Here is a 21,939-nt window from a genome sequence, read left to right as displayed (position 1 = left end):
CTCCGTTCTGTCTCTCTTCTCGCTAGACTTATGGTAAACTCCACGGGTCTTCGGTTTATTGCTGAGGTTGCATATGGTAAAGGTGATTAGTCGTCAGCCATTGGGTCGTCAATCGGTCTATGACATTGGGGTCGAGCAAGACCATAATTTCATGCTGGCAAATGGAGTGGTCGCCGCCAATTGTTTTAATAAATCCCACTCGACAGCCTATGGCTATGTTACCTATCAAACCGCATACCTGAAGGCAAATTACCCGGTTGAATACATGGCGGCGCTGTTGACGGCAAACAGTGGCGATCAAGATAAAGCCCAAAAGTATATTGCCACCTGTTTTGCGATGGGTATTCAAGTGCAGCCGCCGGATGTGAACCGCTCTGGAGTTGACTTTACGCCGACGGGCGATGCCATCTTGTTTGGCTTAGGCGGAGTTCGTAATGTGGGTTTGGGGGCGATCGAAAGTTTGTTGGCATCGCGGGAAGCAGAAGGGGCATTTAAGTCATTACCCGATTTGTGCGATCGCGTAGACTCGCGTGCCGTCAACCGGAGAGCCTTGGAAGCACTCATTCATTGCGGTGCCCTAGACCAGTTAGACCCAGACCAAAACCGCAACCAATTGATTCACGATCTAGACCTCATTTTGGATTGGGCACAGGCGCGATCGCGCGATCGCGCCAGCGGACAAGGCAACTTGTTTGATATGTTGGGCACTACCTCAGCCCCCGTGAATGTCTTTGAATCTGCTCCCAAAGCCAATCCTGTTCCCGACTTTGCTCAACAAGAGCGGCTACGGTTAGAAAAAGAGATCATCGGTTTCTATATTTCCGATCATCCACTCAAGCCACTACAAGCGTCTGCTCGAATGCTGGCACCCATTAATCTAAGCGATTTGCAAGATTACGCCGAAGGGTCTTCAGTGAGCGCGATCGTCATGTTAACGAGTTTGAAACCGGTGACGACCAAAAAGGGCGATCGCATGGCAATTCTCACCATTGAAGACCTGACCGGAAACACCGAGTGCGTAGTTTTCCCGAAATCCTATGAACGGGTTAGCGAAAAACTGATCGTGGATGCGCGCCTGATGGTGTGGGGCAAAATTGATCGGCGGGATGATCAGGCGCAGTTTATCGTTGAAGACGTGGAACCCATTGAAGCAGTCCGCATGGTGATGGTGGAGCTAGAACCTAAAGTTGCCAGTGATATTGAACAACAGCATCGCCTCCGCACTGTGTTGTTGCAGCATCGCGGCGAAGACGATCGCGGAAAGGTGCCCGTAGTGGCGATCGTTAGCGCCCAAGATAAACGCCATTTTGTCCGATTTGGTCCTCAATTTCGGGTCTATGATCATCAAGCTGCCGTTAATGCCTTACTAAAAGCAGGGTTCCAAGCTCGTATTTCTTCTCTAACTGCTGCCGTTTAAGCAATTCTCGATTGGTCAATACCCTGAAAGTATGTTGAGCAAATTTGGCAACATTGCCTAAACGAAAACTGCTGCAAAAGACCAGATCGCTTGATGATAGGCGGATATATTCCTTGATTGGGCAATTGTTGCTCAGGCGATCGTGGGTTAAAGCAAAAATCTAGATACAATAAAATGCTGCCAGTAGAGAGGAATTCATGTCTCCATCTCCGTCGTTTGATGCCTCTGAATCACTCCGCACTAGCCTAAATCGATTACTGGATCAACTTCCCCAGAACAAACATGGGGAACTTATTCAGTTAGCATTAACAACCTTAGTGCAAATGACCGAGGATGAAATCGATCGCCTAGATTGGAAAATTTTGAACGCATCCCTACAAGACATGGAGCGGGCATTCAAAGTACTTTATCCTTATCGTCACGTCCGCAAAATCTCTATTTTTGGCTCTGCTCGCATTCCATCCGGTAGCCCGGAATATCAAATGGCAGTAGACTTTGCCCGTCGTGTTGCCGACCTAGGATTTATGGTAATCACGGGTGCAGGACCTGGAATTATGCAGGCGGGCAACGAAGGAGCCGGACAAGCAAAATCAATTGGACTAGGGATTCAGCTACCCTTTGAAAAAGGGTCAAACCCTTTCATGGAAGGCGATCCAAAGCTCGTTCCTTTCAAATATTTCTTTACCCGAAAACTATTCTTCCTGAGAGAAAGCGATGCTCTTGCCCTTTTCCCCGGCGGCTTTGGCACCCTAGATGAAGCATTTGAATGCCTCACCCTTTGCCAAACAGGTAAATCACCCCCTATTCCCCTAGTATTGATCGATCGCCCCGGTGGTGATTACTGGCACGACTGGCTAGAGTATGTGCAAAAACAACTGCTCAAGCGGGGCTTAGTTAGTGCCGATGATTTCAGCTTATTTACCATTACCGATCAGCTAGACGAAGCTTGCAATATTATTACCCACTTCTATAGCGCCTTTCATTCCTGCCGCTATATTGGCAACCGCCTAGTCATGCGCCTCAACATCGAAATTTCTGATGAAGCCGTAGACCAGCTAAACCACAACTTCAGCGATATTTTAGTAAAGGGAAAGATTGAAAAGAGCCATGCGCTTCCTCAAGAAGCTCAAGATATGTCCATTGGCAAATCTCGGCTGCTGCTGCACTTTAATCAGCGTGACCTAGGGCGGCTCTATCAAATGATTAACGAGATTAACCGCTTTGGCGTTAAGCCTTCTGAAGATATGCCCCATCCAGAACGAAAGTGAGGAGGGGACAGGTTTCGGGTGTCAGGTGTCAGGTTTCGAGTTCTGTTCCCCAACTCTTGTCTCGCCACAGGCATAGATAACCCGCTAGAATAAGCAAAGGTTTACTACGGCGTTGGTGACTACCAATAATGTTTTATGATCTATTCCTTCTGAATGCGGGAACTACAAAGTCTGGCGGCAGTATACCGGGCATGTAAACAGAAATGAGCATGTAACCCGGAAACTTAAAGCACAGGCAGATAGTGCCCACCTGGTCTAGCACCAGGTCAAAAACTGAGGTAAGACGGCGTTGCGGTAAACCCATTAGATTTTGAATTCCTCTGTTCGATAGAACCAGGGGAATTTTTGGTTTTATTGAGCTATATTCTTTGAGCTATAAATTGGAGGAAAGAGCAGGACATAAGCCGGGTTCTGTTCACCTCAAAAGGGGACGGTTATCTATCTAAGGCGGCTGTTGCCAAACGCCTTTAGCGGACTCGCAAAGATGCATTGCATCCCTGCCGGAGCGGGAAAAAGACCAACCCTAGCTCCTACTGCCTTGCATCCAACCGGGGTTTACCTAGCCAGCACTTCTCAATACTGCTGGTGCGCTCTTACCGCACCCTTGCACCCTTACCAGAGTAGTCATGAGTGATGAGTGATGAGTGATGAGTGAAATTCTCAACCCTCAGTTCTCGTACCTCAGTCCTCACTCTTCGGCGGTATATTTCTGTGGCACTATCCTCACGATCACTCGCACTGGGCATTACCCAGCAAGTTTGGTCTTTTGGAAGCCCGGACTTTCCTCGAATTGCATCGCAACTCGCAACCATCTCGCCTACTCTTTCCAAGACTAGTGTAGTTGAGAAGAGAGAAGAGAGAAAGGGAAGGGATTATCTTGGGTTCCAGGGTAATCCGGCTTGCCAGGGCAGTTTTTTTAGAATGAACTTGCAGCGTAGTTGAATGCGATCGCCCTCTGCACTATAAGTGGAGCCAATCAGTCGTAGCGCCAAATCCAGCGTGAACTCTAACGGGTCTATCCTTGCGACAAATCGGGCGTATTTTTTCTTGGGGGGATCATCTTTACTTTTTTTAAGCGCGTCAAAGTCTAGTAGCGGTTTGCTGACTTCCATTTCCAGCGCCACAGCAGCATCTTTATTAGTCGGCTCTTTACGCTTCAAAACGTCCTCTGCGGTAATAATTTCTTTTAAGGTTGCACCGGGGGCAACGGTGCTAAAGACCTGGTTTTGAAATAAGTCTAAGGTGGTGCCCGGAACAAGACGGGTGACGCGGCGCGATCGCCCTTGCAAATCGGTTGTGGCGCAATAATCCCAATCGATGTAGATGGAATGAGTCTGAGATTTATTGGTCACTTTGACTCCAAACTGTTTGAGCTTGTCATCTTTACCAAACTCGTAGCGTTTCTCAAAATCGAAGCCAATGCCGACTATATCCTGAAGATTTTGATTGGCTAACTGCTGCTTTAGAGAGTCGTCATCCAAAGAAACGGTATATTCATCGTTGAAACTGTTCACAATCTGGGACAGTGCCCAAATGATCACAACGAGGTAGATCACCAAGATGATTGGGTCTAGCGATCTCATCGAGGATTACCCACCCCAAGCGCTTTTTTGTCAGCGTTACTAGGAGACTTCACGGCTGCCATATTTTCAAACCAGCCCCTGCGCCAAAATAGAGTCACCATGGCGATCGCGATCGCTAGCATCACCGCCAAACAGAGAGGATAGCCCCAGTAAGCATTCAACTCTGGCATATTCCAAGGCGACTTTTCAGTATTAAAGTTCATGCCATACACTCCGGCAATAAATGTCAATGGAATAAAGATAGAAGACGTAACGGTCAAGACCTTCATTACCTCGTTCATTTTGTTGCTAACAGACGATAGATAGATATCCATCAAGCTAGAAGCCAGTTCTCGATAGGTTTCCACCATATCCAATACTTGAATCGTGTGATCATAGCAGTCCCGTAAATACACACGCACATCACTGCTAATCAAGTCACTGCCATCTCGAATCAAGGCATTAATGGCATCGCGTTGAGGCCAAATTGCCCGACGCAAGGTGAGCAAATCCCGTTTAAGATCATGAATCTTTTGCAGAGTTTGACGATTAGGACTCGCCACGACCTCATCTTCCAATTCTTCTAGCTGTTCACCATAAATCTCTAAGACTGGGAAAAATCCATCAATAATGGAATCGAGCAGAGCATAGGTTAGGTAATCAGCCCCACTACAACGAATGGTGCCTTTACTGGTGCGAATGCGCTCTCGAATAGGGCCAAAGCTATCGTAGCGGGGCTCTTCTTGAACTGTAAGCAAGTAGTGCCGACCCAGGATAAAACTAACCTGCTCACTTTCAAACGTTTCTTCGTCGTCCCTTAGGGTGACCATACGCGCAATGATCAACAGTTGCTCTGGGTGTTCCTCCACCTTTGGGCGCTGCGGCACATTCACCACGTCTTCTAACACGAGTGGATGCAGATTAAAGACTTGCCCCAATCGCTGCATAATGTCTTCATTCCCAAACCCTTTCACATCCACCCAAGAGACTGAGCCAGTATCCAGATAGGGGATAATCTCTTCAGGGGTATCTAGCTCACAGCGACTAGCAGCATCTTTGCAGTAATCAATTAACACAATGACGGGTGGTGACGCATTTGGATCGATGTCAAGCGCTCCTGGCAATTCACCAGGAGTGTGATAGTGATAGTCGATGTAAGAGTCGTCGTCCTCAAGGTTAGGAGAAACTGTTTGGATTACAAGGGGGCGTAAACGATGATCTACCATGCAGAAAACCTCTAACCAATTTTCGAGAAGGGCGATCGCCCGGAATAAGTCGTTGATAGTGTAGCCACGGCTAAAGAAGTTATTGCGATCGCAATAGTTCTTTGCCATTTTGTACAGCAACCAGATTTACTTTGAGAGGACCTGCGGTAAATATTGTTTCTTCGGCGATCGTCCTTAGCTCAATCGTCTCATTGTATCCTTGCAGTTTTTCGATGAATGCCAGTAGATCTTGCACTCGCCCATCGCCAATTTGCACTGTATCGGTTAGGATTCCCAAGCGACGCGCCCGAAATCCTGCGGCTGTCACTAAAAGATTAATGCGCTGCTGAATTTGCACTTCACTGAGGCTCGCTGGATTAAGCGAAGTGGCAGCAATCAGATCCCCTTCTCGAAAAACAACCCGGTTGGGAGCCGCTTCTGCAAAAACTTGAACCAAGTTTTCGCCAGTGAGATAGTTGGCAGCCGAAGAAATACGCACGACGTAATCCTGACCGCTACTCACTTGCTTGATCAGTTGATCTACTTCAGCTTGAGTAATTTGAATCATTTGTCCCTGGGGTTTTGTGCCGGGTCGCACCAGTTGGGTTGCCGATCGATTCGCTTCTCGCAAAAGCTGATCGATCGCGGCTTGAGTAGAGCGCGGGTCAAGAATCCGAACGACCGCAGAAGAGAGTACCTGCCCTCGCTGAATTGCTACATTGCCCCGGCGTAAACCCTCAGCTTCCCGCTCTAGCTTGCCAATTTCTTGCACCAAAAAATCTTGCTGGGCTTCTAGCTGTTTGAGTCGCCCTTCTCGCTCATTGATAACCGCATTTTTGGCTCTAATTTCCTCTTCCGCCACTGCCACAACTCGACTCTGCTCAGCTTGCAGTTGTCTAATATTGGAGCGGAATTGCAGTACTTGCTCAGAGATTGCGGCAAGTTGACTGCGGTTTTGTTCGAGAGTCTGTTGGACTGCAACACGATCGCTCAGGGCGCGATTCCGTTCGGCGATCGCGCTTTTTAAGGAGCCGCCAATCGTCTGAATCTGTTTTTGAGTACTCATCAATTGCTTTTGAGCCGCAATTTCTTGGGCTTTTGCCCGGTTTAACTCTGCTTCGGTGCGCTTCTTTTGAGACTGAGCCGTTTCTAACTGGCTTTTCGCACTGTCTAGGTCACCGCGTGCCCGTCTTAGCTTGCGTTGAATCGTGCCTAACTCAAACACTCCCGTGCGGAGTGGACCACTCGTTGCAAACAAAATTCCTAAGGTAGAGGCGGCAACGACAATTCCAGTCAAAATGGTGATTAAGGTCGCCGTCCGACGAGGGCGCAAGTTAAACAGGCTAAGGCGGGCTTTTCCTACCTTGGTGCCAATGCGATCGCCGACAGTGGCAATCACACCACCAATCACCAAAATTGCAAATATTAGGATCAGCCCCGTAGACATCGCTGCTCCAAACCAAAACGCTCCAACTTTTGCAATGCAAACAGGGGCAAGCTCATCTATAGCCTACCCCATGAATCTTTGATGATGACTTCTACTTACGCGCTAATTTGTGAGCGCAAGGCTTTTATTTTTAAGCGTCTCAAACCTTAAATCATCAGGTAAACTGCTGACTTAACGTTACAGGATTATGAACAGTAATTTTCTTTTTATGAATCGAAACCATATTATCTTGTCTCAAGTCGCCTAAAAGCCGGGTAACGGTAACGCGGGTAGAGCCAATTGCTTCGGCGATCGCCTGATGAGACAGCTTCAGATCAATCGTAATTCCTTCCTTGGTGGGGGTGCCAAAATCTCGGCACAGAATCAATAAAAAGCTAACCAATCGAGAACCCATATCCCGATGAGCCAAGGTTTCAATCATCATTTCGGTCTGTAAAATGCGCGAAGACAAGCCTTGTAGCAAAATCATCGATAAATCAGGGTTATCTTTCAACGCCTTCTCGACCTGCTCAATCGGCACCGAAAGCAACTCCACGGGCGTAAATGCCACGGCATGATAGAAGCGATCAGACCGATGACCTGTAATCAGCGACAAAACCCCAAACACACTATTTTCTCTCAATAATGCAACTGTGATTTCTTCCCCCGCTTCGTATACCCTAGAGAGCTTTACGGCTCCCTTGACTAGAAAGTAGACGCGTTCAGCGGGATCGCCTGGAAAGAAAATTGTCTTACCCCGTTCAAACGATTCGACAACGGGAGGAAACACCCCACTTCCCATCTGACGAAATACCGATGCCAGTGGTCTATCTTGCGTCACAACCATAATTCCCCTGCTCGGAGTCCTTATTACGTGCCAACTCGTTGAATGAAAAGTGTCGAATGCCTGACATTTAACTCTGTAACTTAGAATACTTAAACGCACTCCTAGAGGTTTTTTTGTACTCGTTGTTACAAAATGGGGCGATCTCAACTCACATAAAAAAGGCTGGAGCTACTAATCTAATGCTCTCTCATTACCATTATAAAAGAGCCTAGGAAGTATCAGTATATTAACCGCAGCCTAGCAACTTGAACAAAATTCATTGCAAGAATAATTACTAAGATCCATTAAAACTGATTTCCGAAGCTAAACTTGGAACCCTTGAACTATTTTAGCTTGCTATCTTTGTACCTCATATTTCAGTATCCTCATAGGTGCCCTCAAAGTATTGATCACCATGCTCGACTTGACTGGAAAAAATGCCCTTGTGACCGGAATCGCCAACAACAGATCAATCGCCTGGGGTATTGCCCAACAGCTTCACAAAGCCGGAGCAAACATCGGCATTTCCTATCTGCCCGATGAAAAAGGGAAAATGGAAAAAAAAGTCGCTGAGTTGGTAGAGCCGCTCAATCCCAGCGTATTTGTGCCACTCAACGTTCAAGACGATGCTCAAATTCAATCCGCCTTTGACACCGTAGGCGACAAGTGGGGAAGAATCGACATTTTGATTCATTGTCTGGCATTTGCCCACCGAGACGACCTGACCGGTGGCTTTGTGGAAACGTCTCGCGCTGGTTTTGCCACCGCCCTAGACATCAGCACCTATTCCTTGGTCAAGCTTTGCGGGGCGGCAAAACCATTGATGACGGAAGGCGGCAGCATTGTAACGCTTACCTATTTAGGCGGCGTGCGGGTGATCCCCAATTACAACGTCATGGGAATTGCCAAAGCAGGGTTGGAAATGAGTGTCCGGTATTTAGCAGCAGAACTAGGTCCTCAAAATATTCGAGTCAATGGCATTTCTGCCGGACCTATCCGCACCTTGGCATCCTCTGCGGTGGGCGGCATTTTGGATATGATTCATCACGTAGAGGCAGTAGCACCTTTACGCCGCACGGTCACCCAAACAGAAGTGGGCAACACCGCCGCCTTTTTATGCAGCGACTTATCCAGCGGCATGACAGGGCAAATTCTTTATGTTGATGCGGGCTACGAAATCTTGGGCATGGCTTAGGCTAGATAAATTAGCATCAGTCCGGGGCGATCGCCCCCAATAAACCCTCTGCCGGACTCCACAGGATGGCAAGATGCGATACCCTTATCTAGAAACCGCACCTTCCACAAAATAGCCTCCATGAGCCAGACTCTCGATATCAGCCACCTTAATTCCTCTCAGCGTCAAGCCGTAGAACATTACTGCGGTCCGCTGTTAGTGGTAGCGGGAGCAGGTTCTGGCAAAACGCGAGCGCTCACCTACCGGATTGCAAACCTGGTTTTGAACCATAAAGTCGATCCCGAAAATATCTTGGCGGTCACTTTCACCAACAAAGCCGCACGGGAAATGAAAGAGCGGATCGAAAAGCTATTTGCCGATCAAAAAGCTCGCAGCGATTTTGGCAAGCCCTTAGATGCGCTCTCGCCTAGTGAGCAAACTCGGCTGAAATCCCACGTTTATAAAACCATTACCAAAGAGCTTTGGATCGGGACATTTCATGCGCTTTGTGCCCGAATCTTACGGCTTGATATTGAAAAATATCAAGATAGCAATGGGCGCAAATGGACGCGCAATTTTTCTATCTTTGATGAATCGGATGCTCAAAGTTTAGTCAAAGAGATTGTTACCCAAAAACTTAACTTAGACGACAAAAAGTTTGATCCAAAATCGGTTCGTTATGCCATCAGTAATGCGAAAAACAAGAGCCTCTCGCCTCAAGATTTAGAACAAGATCAGTCTAATTTTCGGGGACGGGTGATTGCCAATGTCTACAGCATGTATCAAGATACGCTGTCGGCGAATAATGCCCTAGATTTTGATGATCTAATTCTTACGCCAGTCCAGTTATTAAAACAAAACGAGCAAGTCCGCGCCTATTGGCACAAGCGGTTTCGTCATGTGTTGGTGGATGAATATCAAGATACAAACCGGACGCAATACGATTTAATTAGTCTGCTTGTAACCAATGGCGAAAACTCGAATACCTTTAACGAATGGGACTATCGCTCGGTGTTTGTGGTGGGCGATGCGGATCAATCTATTTATTCGTTTCGGGCGGCAGATTTCACGATTTTGATGGGGTTTCAGGATGACTTTGGCGATCGCCTGCATGACGATGACACCCGCACGATGGTAAAGCTAGAGGAAAACTATCGCTCAACCCGAAATATTTTAGAAGTTGCCAACCAACTGATCGATAACAACACCGAACGCATTGATAAGGTCTTGAAGCCAACGCGGGGTGAAGGTGAACCGATCTTTTTATATCGCGCCGACGACGAAACCTCAGAAGCAGAATTTGTCACGAATCAAATTCGCCAGTTAGAAGCCAAGCATCCTGAATTGCACTACGGGAAGTTTGCGATTTTATACCGCACCAATGCCCAATCGCGCGCAATGGAAGACTTGCTGGTGAAATTGCAAATTCCCTACAAAGTCGTGGGCGGCTTGCGGTTTTACGATCGCAAAGAAATCAAAGATGTGTTGGGCTATCTCAGGGCGATCGCCAACCCTTTCGATACGATTAGTCTCCTGCGCGTCATCAACACGCCCCGGCGTGGCATTGGCAAAACCACAATCGATTCGTTAGTCAAAGCGTCCCAAGAACTGAGCATACCGCTTTGGGAAATTTTATCAGACGAAACTTCGGTCAAATCCTTAGCCGGTCGGTCTTCTAAAGGAGTGCTTCAGTTTGCTCAGATTATTCAAAAATGGCGACAGGAATTAGAGTCTTGTTCTGCCAGCGAAATTGCCCAAGGCGTACTTGAAGACTCTGGCTATGTGACAGACCTACGAAATCAGGGAACCGATGAAGCCACCGATCGCCTGGAAAACGTGCAGGAACTTTACAACGCCGTGCTGCAATTTGAGGAAAACAACGACGATCCAAGCCTGTTGGGTTTCTTAGCCAGTGCCTCGTTAGCATCTGACCTAGATAATTTGGGCGAAGAAGATGAAAAGGTGTCTTTAATGACGCTCCATTCCTCCAAAGGTCTGGAATTTCCAGTGGTGTTTTTGGTCGGGTTAGAGCAAGGTTTGTTTCCCAACTACCGTTCGATGGAAGATCCCGCTGCCTTGGAAGAGGAGCGGCGACTTTGCTATGTGGGGATCACCCGCGCCCAAGAGCGACTGTTTATTTCCTATGCAAGGGAACGCCGACTGTATGGCTCCCGTGAGCCTGCTAGCCCATCGCTATTTCTTGCAGAGTTGCCGAGAGAATTGCTCAATTCCAATGTGGCGGCGGCGATTCCTAATAAATGGACGAAGCCGATTTCTGAAATTCGTCGGAATAAAAGCGAATCGCGCAATATGCCCAACAGCCATGCCAATGACTGGAGCATTGGCGATCGCCTAATTCATAAAGCGTTTGGTGAAGGGGAAGTGACCCGCATTTTTGGCGCAGGTAACAAAATTTGTTTGGCGGTCAAGTTTCCAGGACTAGGGCAAAAGATTATTGATCCCAAAATGACTCCTATCCAGCGGGAAGATTAGAGTTCATCTCCTATCGGGAGAAGGCTAGGGTGGGGGTTATCTTTGCAGTGTTTCAGAAAAGTCGTCTTTCACTCTTCTCCTATGCCAAACTGCATTGCTGTTGTAGTGCCTGTCGAAGCAAATCTTTGTACTGGCGATTGTCGATCGCATAGGCACCGAAGCGTTCTAGGTGCGGATTCATCATTTGAGCATCGAATAAGGTGAACTGACGATCGCGCAGATGTTCTACGAGCTTCACCATTGCCACTTTTGAACCGTCGGGAATCCGAAAAAACATCGACTCGCCAATGAATGCGCCGCCAATCACAATCCCCAAAATTCCACCCGCCAACTCATCGCCCTGCCAGGTTTCAAAGCTATGCGCCCAGCCTTCTTGATGCAGCGCCCCGTAAACAGCTTTAAGATCCTCAGAAATCCAGGTCGTTTCGCGATCGGCGCAGCCTTCTACCACGCTGGCAAAATCTCGATTGATGGCAACAGTGAACCGTTCCTGATTGATCACACGCTGTAAGGATTTGGGATAGCGAAAGCGATCATCCAAGGGAATCAACGTCCGTTGCCGACTTGAATACCAGCCCAAATCATCGCCCGCCTCATCCGCCATTAAAAAATAGCCTTGGGCATAGCCGTGAATAATAGAAGCAACATCCAACTGACTACTCACTGATCGCAGTTCCTATTTCAACTTTGCTGGGAGTTTGCCCATTTCTTCTTTAATAATTTCTTGAATTAAGTTTGTCACCTTAGGTAACACCAACTCATTTGACAAGCGCAGCGACTCAGACATCAGTTTTGGCATAGTAACAATCATTTTTTGCCCCGTAGAAGTTTTGTAGAAAGCAATCACATCTTTTAATTCTGCTTCTGTATAAAATTGGTCATGCAGAGAATAGCTGATTTGCTCGGTAATTTGCTTCATATCCAGCACCTTAGGCACACGCTCTTGATAACGCTTAATAATTCTCAGTGCAGTGGCATTTGCCTGCATTTGTAACGCCTCATCCTCTAAGCCAGAGCCTTCTAGAAACCCCGACAAGAGCTTAGGCAACTCGGTTTCCATTTGTGCCAAGCTTTGGCGCAAAATATCGTTGGCGCTATCCCCAGCCTGAGTCAGTTCCAGCAATTCCTTAATCAGGGCGCGCTTGGGAGACGGCGTAGTTTGGGCACTGGCAGACCCCGCCCAAGTACAAGCAATCAGCAGCGTAATTCCGGCAAGTTTAATAATCGGCTGCAGCATAGATTTCGCGATCGCGGTTTCAGCATTTCAACTATAGGCTACGATTTAACCGACTTGCCAATAGGTTTTAACCAGGGCAAACATTTGTGTAGAGGTGTTTCTATCGAACTATGGCGTGACAACGACGGGCGTACACTGTAAATACAGGTGATTGAGACTTTTTAATCGTGCCCATGGTTGACCCGATTCCAAATATCACACTGCCCCCCGCCCAAAATCCTGAACAGGAAGGGGAATGGCTGCAAACCGCCCTGCTAAAATGGCTAGACACCGAATTTTTGCCAGAACGGGTGAACCAGCAGATTGCCAAACGCGCTGCCCAAATTTTTGTGCGTCAACGGATGGAAGGCGAAAACGATTTAATCTCTTTGACATTGGCGATTGTCACTGAAATGGAAGCCTTTGATTTCTCCAACAGCTTTTATGGACAATTTGCGATCGCCAACGCCGTCAGTGATTTATTGCTGGACAGTTTAGGCATCGATCGCTGCTGTGGACAGTAAGAGAATGATAAATAGCGAATGGCGAACTCAAAACTTAAAACTTAAAACTTGAATGTCAATTGATTTTTATCCGCCTCGTCGCAATGTGCCATTTGTTCGGCTGATTCAAATGCTGATTCCCGTGGTTGCCTCGTGGGGCTTTAAAATGGAGGTGGAGGTGGAATATGAGAGCCTGAATCAGTTGATAGAGCTGCGAAACGATCGCGTGTTGCTGTTACCCAATCACCCCACCTTTCACGATGCGATCTCGATATTTTTGCTTTCTGGCAGGTTGGGGCAAGCGTTTTATTATTTGGGAGCCTATGAGCAATTACAAAGCAAGCTAGGGCGCTTTTTTCAGACGATTGGGAGCTATTCGGTGCGACGCGGCTTAGCTGATCGCCCCAGTATCATCCAAACAATGGAGCTATTGGCGCAACCGGGTTGTCATTTGGTCATTTTTCCGGAAGGGGGCTGTTCGTTTCAAAATGACATTGTTACTTCTTTTCGGGCAGGAGCAGTCCAATTGGCATTGCAAGCAATGAATCGCATGGTCAAGCAAGGGAAAGCGCTCCCCGATCTCTACGCCGTTCCCGTCAGCATTAAGTATCGCTACACCCAAGACATGACGGGCGCGATTGAAAAACTATTGACCCAGCTTGAACAAAAGCTAGAAGTGCCAACGCAACTGGACACATACAAACGGCTGCGAGCGATCGCCGAAACCCTACTAACTCAGCTTGAACACGACTATGGCATCGCCTCGGCTGACGCAGCCCTATCTTGGAATCACAGAATTAAATCTCTGAAAGCCCATCTTCTGCAAACCTGCGAACATCAGTATGGGCTAACTTCTGCGGCAACTGACCTCGATCGCGAACGGGTCTATCGAGTTTTGAACGCAACGCAAGCACACGCCGAGCCATTACAAACTGGATTGCAAACCGAGCGCCCGTGGAGCGTGGAATTTGTCCGGCGATCAATGATGCGGGTGCTAAATTTTGATGCGATGTATGACGGCTATGTGGCAGAAAATCCCACAGTAGAACGGTTTATGGACACCCTGACCCGGCTAGAACGAGAAGTGTTTAACATCGATCAGCCTGCCCCGAAGGGACATCGACTGGTCACTATCAAGATTGGTACACCGATTAATTTAAAAGATTCGTTTCCAGCGTTTCAAACCAATAAAGCGGCGACTGTGGATCACCTGATACAAACGATTCAGCGAACGGTTCAAAGTAACTTGGACTTGCTGAATCAATCTCGATAATTTCATTTTTTTTGGCAGAGATCGCCCGTGGAAACCAGCGCTAGACTCACCATCGCGATCGCCACGAGTGAATAGATTACGTGTACTATTACATAAATTGATGCATGGCTGGATAGGAGAATCACGATGCGCTTGGGCAAAGTTGTCAAGTCTAACTCCCACTGTGATTACATTGTGGAACTGGATGATGAAACCAGTCGAGAGAATCCGCCTAAGCCCGATGATTTTGGATTTGGCTCGTTTGTGCGGTTAGAAGGACGAATAGCAGGGCTCGATCGCCATTGGGCGGTGGGCTTAATCTACAACTCACAGTTGTTTAATCCGATGTTTCTCAACATGGGTCCGCGCCTTTCCAGCGAACCCGATCCTGTGTTCACGCCCGATTTGATTAGCGAAACCCGCACTCTTTTGTGGACAATTCTCATCGGCACTTTAGAACAAGGCGATGATCATACTTACGGGCAGCATGGCATTCCCAAAGTCATCGTTCCAGTCAACACGGCGGTTTATCGAATGACTCCCGACGAAATATATCGCTTTCATCTCAACGAAGATCAACGTCCCCAGTTTTGCTACTACAGTCTCTTGCTTCGCTGTGGCGGCACCTTTGCCTCTCAACTAACCCAGCAGGTGTTAACTGAATTAGTGGATAGCAACTTGTTTAGTGGAGCCGATCAGCGGGCACTGAAGGTTTTGTGCAAGGAATTATCTTGGAAAAGCACCATGGGAGCGATGAGATAAGGGCACACTTATTTATTTCAAAAAATTGACCAATTGTTGCAATTTGTCCCACGCGGAGCCGCTTTGTAGGATGGCTTGGGCGCGGATAATACCCTCAGAGTAAGGATTTGTTGAGTCAGAAAGGGCTTCTCCGACTTGCAGAGCAAGGGCGGCATTCAGGGCGACTACATCTTGCTGAGCTTGAGTGCCTTTTCCTTGCAAAACGGCTTTGAGGATATCAGCGTTTTGCTGCACGTTGCCCCCCGAGATCGCGCTCAGGGGTGCTTTTGCTAAACCCAGTTCGGCTGGATTGATCACTGCTAAACTCACCTCCCCGTCAGCCAGTAGCGCAAGATCGGTCGCATCGCCTAGACCAGCTTCATCCAAGCGTTCGCGTCCATGCAGAACGATCGCCCGTCTTGTGCCCAACTGCTGTAAAGTTTGCGCGATCGTTTCTAATAAGGCTGGATCAAAGACACCAATGACTTGTCCCGTGGGGCGCATTGGGTTGACCAACGGACCTAGTAGATTGAATACCGTCCGCACACCCAGCGATCGCCGCAGAGGGGCTACTCCTTTTAATGCCGGATGCCAGCCTGGAGCAAACAGAAAGGTAATGCCCACTTCTTGGACGGCTGCCTGAATTTTTTCGGGCGGGGCGTTGAGGTGAATGCCCAATGCTTCCAACACATCTGCGGAACCCACCCGACTGGATGCCGAGCGGTTGCCATGCTTTGCCACAGGAATCCCTGCTGCCGCTGCCACAAATGCGACTGCTGTTGAAATATTGAATGTACCCGCCCCATCTCCACCCGTGCCACAGGTATCAATGAGAGGCGTAGGTAGTGACGAGTGAAGACTAGGAAGTGAGGAAGACTGCTGATGTAACACCTGTGCCATGCCTGCCAATTCAGCCGCCGAAATTCCTTTCATTTGAAGGGCTGCCAAAATTGCGCCCGAAAGGACTGGGGGAACGGCTTCTGCTAACCAGCCTTGCATTAGATGAGAGGCTTGATCGGGTGCAAGAGATTGGCGATCGAGGAGTTGTTGCAGCAGTCGTGACCAAATGGCAGGATCATCTAAGGGGGCTGCAAATGGATTTGAATTTACGGGAGAAGAACTTTGCACTACAAGTCTAAGTAAGGTTAAAGCATACCCAGTATGATATCAGAACCTTTTCCTACTTTCTTAACGACATCTCAGTTGTTATGTCCCGGCGCTCACCTAAAAACTGATAGAGCGCGAGGACTTCCATCTGGGAGCTAAACAAAGCGGGTTAGCTGAACGCGATATCGATCTTTTTTAGTAATCATAACCTCGCCCACTTCAACTCGTCCCTTGCCGCTCACTGCAATCAAGTCCCCTGATTTGACTCCATAGCTGGCGCTCGAAATGTCTTTCCAGTTAACCCGCACATCGCCAGTGGAAATCAAGTCAGCCATTTTGCTGCGAGACATGCCAAATCCTGCGGAAGCGATCGCATCTAATCGCATGGAGGCTTCCACGGTCACAAGTTCCTTCTTTTTAGGCTCGCGAATTTTGAGTTCGCTTAAAACTATGGGTCTGGTTTTTACAGGGACGGAACGCACTTGAGTCAAACTTGCTGTGAGAAAGTCAACAAGTTCTGGAACTGCGATCGCCTGTCCACCTCTTTCACCTAAAACGATAATATCGCCCACTTTATCGCGAACAATCCCTGTTCCCAGTAAGGCACCTAAAAAATCTCGGTGAGTGGCTGGATCAAACAAAAAGTTTCCAGAAATGTCCAGCGCTGCAAGTTCAACTTGAGTCGAGTCGAGGGGAATTTCTGATCGGGCGATCGCTAAACGCTGACGTTCTGCTTGAGGATAGCCACCCCAAGATGCAATATGAACTTCTGTGAGTTGGCTAAACGTTTTTTGAACCTCTGCTAACTCAGGAGGGGAGAGAAAATCAGTAGTCACGATTTCCCAAGTTTTAATTGCCTGATCTGCCCGATCAATCACGCGCGCGATCGTTTCGCGATTCTCAACATGCTTCAGCAAATCTTCCCGTGGCAACATATCTAGACAGCCGAAGCCTGACCATTACTCTCGGCAGCAAGCAGCTCTAATCGCTCTTGCTGGTCTTGAGAAATGCAGGTTTGAATCAACGTATCAACATCTCCTTCCAAAATTGGAGGCAGCGAAAAATTTTGATTTAGTCGGTGATCAGTCACGCGACTGTCCTTATAGTTATAAGTACGAATTTTCTCAGAGCGCGAACCCGTGCCGACTTGCATTTTCCGAGCAGAACTCACAGCATCTTGCTGTTCTTGTAGCTTCAGTTCGTAAAGCTTTGCCCGCAGGATTTGCATAGCACGCTCCCGGTTTTGCAGTTGCGATCGCTCTTCCGTACATTTAATCCGAATGCCAGTCGGCTTATGCATCAGGTCAACAGCCGTTTCCACCTTGTTCACATTTTGCCCACCTGCGCCACCCGACCGCATAGTGGACATTTCAATATCTTTGGCATCGATATGAACTTCCACATCGTCCACTTCTGGCATAACTGCCACTGTTGCGGTTGAGGTATGAACTCGACCTTGCGCTTCGGTCACTGGAACGCGCTGCACCCGATGAACCCCTGCCTCAAATTTAAGCTTGCTATAAACGCGATCGCCCTGAATCTCAAGAATGATTTCTTTAAAACCACCCATATCAGCAAGTGACTCACTGACTAGCTTAACCCGCCACCCTTGACCCTCAGCGTATTTCGAGTACATCCGCAGCAAGTCACCCGCCCAGATACTAGCCTCATCACCGCCCGTGCCTGCCCGAATTTCCAACATGATATTCTTATCATCGTTTGGATCAGTGGGGAGCAATAGAACCTTCAAACGGGTTTCTAGCAAAGTGAGTCTTTCTTCCAACTCTGCCACTTCTAGCGTTGCCATCTCTTGCAGTTCCAAATCGCCGCCCGACTCCTTCAAGATTTGTCGTGCTTCAACAATTGAAGCTTGAGTATCTTTCCACGTTCCATAGGTTGCAACAACCTCTTCTAGAGAAGCACGGGTTTTTGCTACCTTTTGAAATTCAGTCGGATCTTTAGCAATGTCAGGATCTCCCAGTCGGCGAGTTAACTCATTAAAAGTTTGTTCGACCGATTGGAGCTTATCAAGTAAGTAGGCTTCAGCCATAAACAGAAGTACCCATCAAGATGAGTAGATGTATAAACATTTGTCCAGCGAATTACTAGTAAAAATTAGTAAAACGTTGTCCTACCTAGACTAAGCTTTCTTTTCGCTTTCAGCAGGGCTTTGTTCTGTATTTTCCACCATGCCATACTTACGTAAGAACCGCTCAACCCGCCCTTCAGTATCAATCAGTTTTTGAGTGCCTGTAAAGAAAGGGTGATTACCTGACCAAACATCCACATTAAGTTCAGGCTTCGTAGACCCCACGGTCATGATAACTTCACCATTGCAATAGACTTTAGCCTCTGGATACCATGTGGGATGAATGTCTGATTTGGGCATAACTGACTCGCTTTTATAACTCTAACTACATCAATTCTAACGCTCTGATTTGGCAATCAATTTGACAGCCAAACAACCACACACACAAATTTCGTACCCAAAACACTAGCGTTTTGAGAATTGAGGTGCCTTCCGAGCTTTCCGTAAACCGTACTTCTTACGTTCTTTCGCACGGGGATCGCGGGTTAAGTATCCCTCAGTTTTCAAGGGCTTGCGATTGTCTGGGTCAAGCTGACATAAGGCACGAGCAACACCTAAACGAACCGCATCTGCCTGACCCGTTAACCCTCCACCATGAGCATTCACTAAAATGTCATATTCCCCTTCTAGTCCAAGGGTTTCTAAGGGCGCTTTGGTTGCCGACAGATATTCTGGATTGAACTGTAGATAGAGATCACCGGGCTTACCATTAATCGTGAGTTGCCCATTTCCAGGAACTAGGCGTACCCGTGCGACCGCCGATTTACGACGACCTGTTCCCATGTATACGACCCGTCCTTCTGTAGCTTGCATTATGACTCTTCTCCTGGGATGGTATTGATTTCAAGAATTTCAGGTTTTTGAGCCTGATGGGGATGATCTGAACCCGCGTAAACATTCAGTTTGGTGAAAAGCTGCCGTCCCAAAGTATTTTTGGGCAGCATGCCTTTGATAGCTTGCTCAATAATTCTCTCTGGAACCCGATCTTGCAACTTGGCAAACGTTTCTGTTTTCATGCCGCCTGGACGACCAGAGTGCCGACGATAAAGCTTTTGGGTTCGCTTTTTACCAGTCACACCAATCTTTTCGGCATTGACGATAATTACAAAATCGCCCGTGTCCATAAAGGGAGTGTAGGTCGGCTTATTTTTGCCACGAAGCACTCTTGCAACTTCACTAGCAAGGCGACCAAGCCGCTGGTCGGTAGCGTCAATAACGTACCATTTACGTTCAAGCGTATCGACAGAAGGGAGATAGGTTTTGTTCATGAGAGTCACCTGTAAAAGAGGTAATAAAGAAATGGGATTGTTAAATGGCTAATCGCTAAGTAACTATATTAGAAAGCTCAGAAAAAGGCGAAAAACCAAAGGATGGCTGGGCATCAAACCATATTTCAGGAGGAAACGGAAACTCAGTATAGCCTACTCGTAGAAGACATAAGCCTTGGGCTGGTGCTGAATATTTCACTTCTTCGCGCCGTTCCGCAGTCCATAAGTTTGTAAAACTACTGGGCGATCGCCCCCCTTGCCCGACTTGAACCAATAACCCGACTAACAGCCGCATCATGCCGTATAAAAAACCGCTTGCCTGGACTTCAATTGAAATAAAAGACCCTTGGCGATCGCATTTAGCGGCTTGGACATCAACCCAAGAGTGAGGACGTTTAGATCCGGCTCGATGAAATGCAGCTAAATGGTGATGACCAATCAAGGGATCTAGAGCTTCTTGAATCAAAGCTTCATTAAGCGGCTCGTGGTAGTAATGCCAACAGAAAGGACGAACAAATAAATTTGGATGAGCATCGGTATAGAGCAAATATCGATACCGCCGCCAAAGTGCTGAGAACCGGGCGTGCCAATCATCAGACACCGCAGCCGAAGCTCGAATCAAAATATCTTTTGGTAATCGAGCATTTAAAATACTTGCCCACCGATGAGCCGGAATTGTAACTGGCGCATTAAAGTGAGCGACTTGTGCTGCCGCATGTACCCCAGCATCCGTTCGTCCTGCACCGTGAATACGAACTGGGCAGTTTAAGACGCTTTGCAACGCCAACTCAATTTCTTCTTGTATGGTGCGATGATTTGGTTGCCACTGCCACCCATGAAAATGCGTGCCCAAGTATTGAATAACCAAGGCAATGCGTTGAGTTGGCTGTAAATCAACAGAAATCATATCGCGCACTCAGAACAATCAGATCAACTCAATAAATGCCATTTCAGCATTGTCACCCCGGCGATGAACTGTTCGGATGATGCGGGTGTATCCACCTTGGCGATCGCCATATCGAGCGGTAGCTTGCTCAAATAGAGCATGAACTAATTGCTTGTCATAGATATAGCCAAGAGCTTGCCGTCTAGAGGTTAAAGAACCATCTTTTGCCAAAGTAATCATCCGCTCAGCTTCAGAGCGAACTGCTTGGGCACGAACTTTAGTGGTTTTGATTCGACCATTCCGAATTAGCTCAGTCGTTAGCGCTCTTAGAAGAGCCTTACGCTGATCAGCAGGTTTTCCCAGCAGTGGGACATTACAACGATGACGCATAGGACTATGAATGAATAACGATTATTAGTCAGCTTGAGATTAATAAAAGATTTCTTGGAAAACTTCTATTAATGATTGTTTTTAGAAGACTTTTCTTGGGGTAGAGTGATCCCCAGACGTTGCTGCAATGCCTCAACGACCTCTTCAGCAGATTTCTGCCCAAAATTCTTAATCTCCAACAAATCTTCTTGGGTGTAATCAAGCAAATCTGCTACGGAATTAATTTGAGCGCGTTTCAAGCAATTGTAGGCACGCACCGAAAGCTGTAGTTCCTCAATTGGAATCTGATTCGTTGGATCATTGTCCTCAGCATCATCCTTTTCGGTCGGCTCAAACGTAATTTCTTTGAGTGGGTTAAATAAGTCCACCAAAATATTTGCCGCTTGACTTAATGCTTCTTGAGGAGTCAGACTGCCATTAGTCCAGACTTCCATGACTAGGCGATCCTTCTCAACCGCTTCACCAATCCGTGCATCCTCGACCGAGTAATTCACCTTACGAACAGGCATAAATATGGAGTCAATTTGCAGAAAATCTACCGCAGCAGTTTCGTCACGAGTTTTATCGACTCCCCGATAGCCCTTCCCCTTCTCAACTCGGAACTCCATTTCTAGAACAGATCCCGAAGAGAGTGTTGCAATATACTGGTCTGGATCGACTAGTTCTACATCAGAAGGTAGCTCAAACTGTTCGGCTGTAACAGTGGCAGGACCTTGAATAAACAGTCGTCCAATTTGAGGTTGAGAAGAATAAGTCTTGAGTACAACCTTCTTCATGTTTAGAAGAATATCCAATACATCTTCTCGCACACCCGGAACGGTTGCAAACTCGTGGCTAACCCCTGCAATCCGTACAGCCGTAATTGCTGCTCCTTCAAGGTTAGATAGCAATACACGCCGTAAAGCATTACCAAGAGTTGTCCCTTGTCCTCGCTCCAGAGGTTCAATTACAAACCGACTAATCTGGCTGTAATCCTTTTCGATCTTTGATTCAACGCATTCAACTTGAAAGTGTGCCACTGAGCGTCCTCTCCTTCTAAACTATGAAGGCTAATCCCTTTATCAATCTTGGTTAACTAAAACCCGGCGCAATCACCAGCTTCGTGAATGAACTCAC

Annotated in this window: 23 protein-coding genes and 2 other RNA genes; 8 read left to right on the top strand and 17 right to left on the bottom strand. The window is 47.4% G+C overall.

The genetic code is table 11. The features are described from left to right. The first annotated feature begins 73 nt into the window (after window positions 1-73). From AC1S5B_RS26825 to ssrS, 3 genes are all read left to right on the top strand, one after another. Window positions 74-1,417 (top strand): helix-hairpin-helix domain-containing protein, encoded by a 1,344-nt coding sequence (locus AC1S5B_RS26825; RefSeq protein ID WP_482038710.1) that lies wholly within the window; start codon window positions 74-76, stop codon window positions 1,415-1,417. Between the two features lie 197 nt (window positions 1,418-1,614). After that, window positions 1,615-2,685: an LOG family protein gene (locus AC1S5B_RS26820; RefSeq protein WP_482038709.1), complete on the top strand. Its 1,071-nt coding sequence runs from the start codon at window positions 1,615-1,617 to the stop codon at window positions 2,683-2,685. A 98-nt stretch (window positions 2,686-2,783) separates the two neighbouring features. Then, window positions 2,784-2,987, top strand: a non-coding RNA gene (ssrS, locus tag AC1S5B_RS26815) — 6S RNA. A gap of 83 nt (window positions 2,988-3,070) precedes the next feature. Here ssrS and rnpB read toward each other — a convergent pair. From rnpB to ntcA, 5 genes are all read right to left on the bottom strand, one after another. Beyond that, window positions 3,071-3,509, bottom strand: an RNA gene (gene rnpB / locus AC1S5B_RS26810) — RNase P RNA component class A. Window positions 3,510-3,557: 48 nt separating this feature from the next. Beyond that, window positions 3,558-4,268, bottom strand: coding sequence for a hypothetical protein (locus AC1S5B_RS26805; protein ID WP_482038708.1), 711 nt, complete (start codon window positions 4,266-4,268; stop codon window positions 3,558-3,560). Then, on the bottom strand, window positions 4,265-5,581 hold the full coding sequence (corA, locus tag AC1S5B_RS26800; protein ID WP_482038707.1) for a magnesium/cobalt transporter CorA: 1,317 nt from the start codon (window positions 5,579-5,581) through the stop codon (window positions 4,265-4,267). The genes AC1S5B_RS26805 and corA overlap by 4 nt, the downstream gene beginning before the upstream one ends. Next, window positions 5,553-6,899, bottom strand: a complete 1,347-nt coding sequence (locus tag AC1S5B_RS26795) for a DUF3084 domain-containing protein (RefSeq protein ID WP_482038706.1) — start codon at window positions 6,897-6,899, stop codon at window positions 5,553-5,555. The genes corA and AC1S5B_RS26795 overlap by 29 nt, the downstream gene beginning before the upstream one ends. Window positions 6,900-7,053: 154 nt before the next feature. Further along, window positions 7,054-7,725, bottom strand: coding sequence for a global nitrogen regulator NtcA (gene ntcA, locus AC1S5B_RS26790; protein WP_482038705.1), 672 nt, complete (start codon window positions 7,723-7,725; stop codon window positions 7,054-7,056). Window positions 7,726-8,119: 394 nt separating this feature from the next. On the opposite strand from ntcA, the gene fabI reads away from it, so the two are divergent. Further along, on the top strand, window positions 8,120-8,899 hold the full coding sequence (gene fabI, locus AC1S5B_RS26785; RefSeq protein ID WP_482038704.1) for an enoyl-ACP reductase FabI: 780 nt from the start codon (window positions 8,120-8,122) through the stop codon (window positions 8,897-8,899). On the opposite strand, the gene AC1S5B_RS26780 is transcribed toward fabI, so the two are convergent. Next, the gene (locus AC1S5B_RS26780) at window positions 8,896-9,021 is read right to left on the bottom strand and encodes a hypothetical protein (RefSeq protein ID WP_482038703.1); all 126 of its coding nucleotides are present in this window, start codon (window positions 9,019-9,021) and stop codon (window positions 8,896-8,898) included. The two genes, fabI and AC1S5B_RS26780, sit on opposite strands and share 4 nt — an antisense overlap. Here AC1S5B_RS26780 and pcrA point away from each other — a divergent pair. Next, window positions 9,020-11,371: a DNA helicase PcrA gene (gene pcrA / locus AC1S5B_RS26775; RefSeq protein WP_482038702.1), complete on the top strand. Its 2,352-nt coding sequence runs from the start codon at window positions 9,020-9,022 to the stop codon at window positions 11,369-11,371. The two genes, AC1S5B_RS26780 and pcrA, sit on opposite strands and share 2 nt — an antisense overlap. Window positions 11,372-11,450: 79 nt before the next feature. Here pcrA and aat read toward each other — a convergent pair whose 3' ends face one another. Both aat and AC1S5B_RS26765 read right to left on the bottom strand, forming a co-directional pair. After that, on the bottom strand, window positions 11,451-12,035 hold the full coding sequence (gene aat, locus AC1S5B_RS26770) for a leucyl/phenylalanyl-tRNA--protein transferase (RefSeq protein WP_482038701.1): 585 nt from the start codon (window positions 12,033-12,035) through the stop codon (window positions 11,451-11,453). A 12-nt stretch (window positions 12,036-12,047) separates the two neighbouring features. Then, window positions 12,048-12,608, bottom strand: coding sequence for a DUF2059 domain-containing protein (locus AC1S5B_RS26765; RefSeq protein ID WP_482038700.1), 561 nt, complete (start codon window positions 12,606-12,608; stop codon window positions 12,048-12,050). 173 nt (window positions 12,609-12,781) lie between these two features. Here AC1S5B_RS26765 and AC1S5B_RS26760 point away from each other — a divergent pair, with 173 nt between their 5' ends. The 3 genes from AC1S5B_RS26760 (at window position 12,782) to AC1S5B_RS26750 (ending at window position 15,104) form a co-directional block, all read left to right on the top strand. Continuing rightward, on the top strand, window positions 12,782-13,111 hold the full coding sequence (locus AC1S5B_RS26760; RefSeq protein ID WP_482038699.1) for a hypothetical protein: 330 nt from the start codon (window positions 12,782-12,784) through the stop codon (window positions 13,109-13,111). A gap of 52 nt (window positions 13,112-13,163) precedes the next feature. After that, on the top strand, window positions 13,164-14,363 hold the full coding sequence (locus tag AC1S5B_RS26755; protein WP_482038698.1) for a lysophospholipid acyltransferase family protein: 1,200 nt from the start codon (window positions 13,164-13,166) through the stop codon (window positions 14,361-14,363). Between the two features lie 126 nt (window positions 14,364-14,489). Then, a complete protein-coding gene (locus AC1S5B_RS26750) occupies window positions 14,490-15,104 on the top strand; it encodes a DUF8166 family protein (RefSeq protein ID WP_482038697.1) in 615 nt (204 codons plus the stop codon). A gap of 12 nt (window positions 15,105-15,116) precedes the next feature. Here AC1S5B_RS26750 and trpD read toward each other — a convergent pair whose 3' ends face one another. The 9 genes from trpD to AC1S5B_RS26705 all read right to left on the bottom strand — a co-directional run bounded on the left by trpD (window position 15,117) and on the right by AC1S5B_RS26705 (window position 21,842). Continuing rightward, window positions 15,117-16,211: an anthranilate phosphoribosyltransferase gene (trpD, locus tag AC1S5B_RS26745; protein ID WP_482038696.1), complete on the bottom strand. Its 1,095-nt coding sequence runs from the start codon at window positions 16,209-16,211 to the stop codon at window positions 15,117-15,119. Between the two features lie 134 nt (window positions 16,212-16,345). Next, window positions 16,346-17,125 (bottom strand): photosystem II electron transport protein, Sll1252 family, encoded by a 780-nt coding sequence (locus AC1S5B_RS26740; protein WP_482038695.1) that lies wholly within the window; start codon window positions 17,123-17,125, stop codon window positions 16,346-16,348. Between the two features lie 2 nt (window positions 17,126-17,127). Next, a complete protein-coding gene (prfA, locus tag AC1S5B_RS26735; protein WP_482038694.1) occupies window positions 17,128-18,240 on the bottom strand; it encodes a peptide chain release factor 1 in 1,113 nt (370 codons plus the stop codon). 90 nt (window positions 18,241-18,330) lie between these two features. Then, the gene (rpmE, locus tag AC1S5B_RS26730) at window positions 18,331-18,579 is read right to left on the bottom strand and encodes a 50S ribosomal protein L31 (protein ID WP_482038693.1); all 249 of its coding nucleotides are present in this window, start codon (window positions 18,577-18,579) and stop codon (window positions 18,331-18,333) included. 105 nt (window positions 18,580-18,684) lie between these two features. Next, on the bottom strand, window positions 18,685-19,092 hold the full coding sequence (gene rpsI / locus AC1S5B_RS26725) for a 30S ribosomal protein S9 (RefSeq protein WP_171573245.1): 408 nt from the start codon (window positions 19,090-19,092) through the stop codon (window positions 18,685-18,687). Beyond that, on the bottom strand, window positions 19,092-19,547 hold the full coding sequence (gene rplM / locus AC1S5B_RS26720; RefSeq protein WP_482038692.1) for a 50S ribosomal protein L13: 456 nt from the start codon (window positions 19,545-19,547) through the stop codon (window positions 19,092-19,094). The genes rpsI and rplM overlap by 1 nt, the downstream gene beginning before the upstream one ends. A gap of 55 nt (window positions 19,548-19,602) precedes the next feature. Next, window positions 19,603-20,454: a tRNA pseudouridine(38-40) synthase TruA gene (gene truA / locus AC1S5B_RS26715; RefSeq protein WP_482038691.1), complete on the bottom strand. Its 852-nt coding sequence runs from the start codon at window positions 20,452-20,454 to the stop codon at window positions 19,603-19,605. A gap of 18 nt (window positions 20,455-20,472) precedes the next feature. Continuing rightward, window positions 20,473-20,823 (bottom strand): 50S ribosomal protein L17, encoded by a 351-nt coding sequence (gene rplQ, locus AC1S5B_RS26710; protein WP_482038690.1) that lies wholly within the window; start codon window positions 20,821-20,823, stop codon window positions 20,473-20,475. A gap of 68 nt (window positions 20,824-20,891) precedes the next feature. Next, window positions 20,892-21,842 (bottom strand): DNA-directed RNA polymerase subunit alpha, encoded by a 951-nt coding sequence (locus tag AC1S5B_RS26705; protein ID WP_482038689.1) that lies wholly within the window; start codon window positions 21,840-21,842, stop codon window positions 20,892-20,894. Window positions 21,843-21,939: the final 97 nt, after the last annotated feature.

This window comes from Leptolyngbya sp. CALU 1928, assembly GCF_056784215.1.
This window is presented reverse-complemented; position numbering and strand designations above follow the sequence as displayed.